This window comes from Dolosicoccus paucivorans (genome assembly GCF_900100125.1).
Classification (GTDB): domain Bacteria; phylum Bacillota; class Bacilli; order Lactobacillales; family Aerococcaceae; genus Dolosicoccus; species Dolosicoccus paucivorans.
This window is the reverse complement of record NZ_FNEL01000100.1, coordinates 1-1,450: the sequence shown is the minus strand read 5'-3', so window position 1 is coordinate 1,450 and position 1,450 is coordinate 1. Positions and strand designations below refer to the sequence as shown.

The 1,450-nt window shown below is 39.9% G+C and carries 1 protein-coding gene and 1 pseudogene; both read right to left on the bottom strand.

Going from position 1 to position 1,450, the window contains the following annotated elements; genetic code table 11:
- Positions 1-764, bottom strand: a 764-nt coding sequence (locus tag BLR79_RS08985; RefSeq protein WP_159427643.1) for an IS3 family transposase, incomplete at its 3' end; no start/stop codon positions are given.
- Positions 758-1,339: pseudogene (locus BLR79_RS09365) on the bottom strand (transposase); the annotation flags it as partial. The pseudogene BLR79_RS09365 and the gene BLR79_RS08985, both read right to left, overlap by 7 nt.
- Between the last annotated feature and the right edge of the window lie 111 nt (positions 1,340-1,450).

Sequence of the window (1,450 nt, the reverse complement as noted above, 5' to 3'; positions counted from 1 at the left end):
CCATTGTCGATACATTTACCAACACGAGACATACTTTGAATAATCTGGTTCCTTTTGATAAAGCTGTTAAAGCCATGAGACGTATACTGGAAACCACGGTCACTATGCAGGAGTGTCTGAGTGGGCACAATATCCGTTTCAATTTGTTCAACGGTATCACGCACTAAGGCATTGTTATTGTGAGTGGATAACTTAAAAGCGACAATTTTATTCGCTCCATAATCCAATATGGCGCTCAGATAGGCTTTGGAAGATTTACCATATTTGAATTCTGTCACATCGGTCAACAAGACTTCCATCGCCTTATATTCCTTCTGGAATTTCCTGTTTAAGGTGTTCTCGACGACATGTTGCGGTTTGTGCGGTTTATAGCTGTACCGTTTCCGACGGATAACGGCTTTCAGCCCCAATACGTTCATCAAGCGATAGACACACTTGTGGTTCACTTTGGCGTTTAAGAAGTGGTTCAGATAAATGGTGATGCGACGATACCCATAGATGCCTTTATACTTTTCATAGGCTTGAATAATCAATTCGATCAGTTGTCGCAGGCGCTTTTCTGAAGCTGACGGTTTGCGTTTCAACCACTTATAATAACCCGCTTTACTGACTCCCAGGGCTTCACAGAGATGGATTACTTTGAATCCTTCTTTTTGTAGTTTCTTGATCGTTTGGTATTCCCCTTCATACCTTGTTTGCGTGACATCAACTCTCTTTCCACTTCGTCCAACTTTTTTAAGGCCGCGTTCTCCGTTTCCAAGTATTCGTTACGGGCTTTTAAAGCGGCCATTTCCGCTCGCACTTTCTCTTCGGCGGTTTGGATTGTGCTTGGCTTTCCACGTCCGCGTCCATCAACGAGTCCGTCAGGACCATGTTTTTTGTACTTTTGGACCCATGAATAGACATTATTGTAAGACACTTGATATTTTTCGGCGGTATCTTTGTAAGACAAACCATTGGCTAAACAATCTTTGACAATCTCAATCTTTTCTTCTCGGGATTTTTTCTTACCTTTCATCGTATACACCTCGGGTTTTGGAGTATAACTCCTGATTTCTTCCCCTTTAGTATACTTCATTATCCAATTTCTGACAGTTGAATGAGCAGGAATATTATATTTACGAGCTAATTGTTTGATAGGAATGCCTTCAATAATGTGTTCATTAACTACAGTCATTTTAAAATCTTTAGTATAATGACTGTTTTTCAACCTTGACTGAATACCTTTAAGACCGTAGGCCTGATATCTCAAGACTTTTTGACCAAAGACCGATTCACTCAATATCAACCCATAATCATCACGTAATTCCTTGTAACTCTTCCCATTACTTAGATACATTTCAATGTACCTTTCAAGGTCTTCTACGGTATGTTTACTATTTGAGCGCATAAAAACTCCCCCTAAAATAGATTTACTTTTTACAGTGTCTACTTTAGGGGGAGCATATCA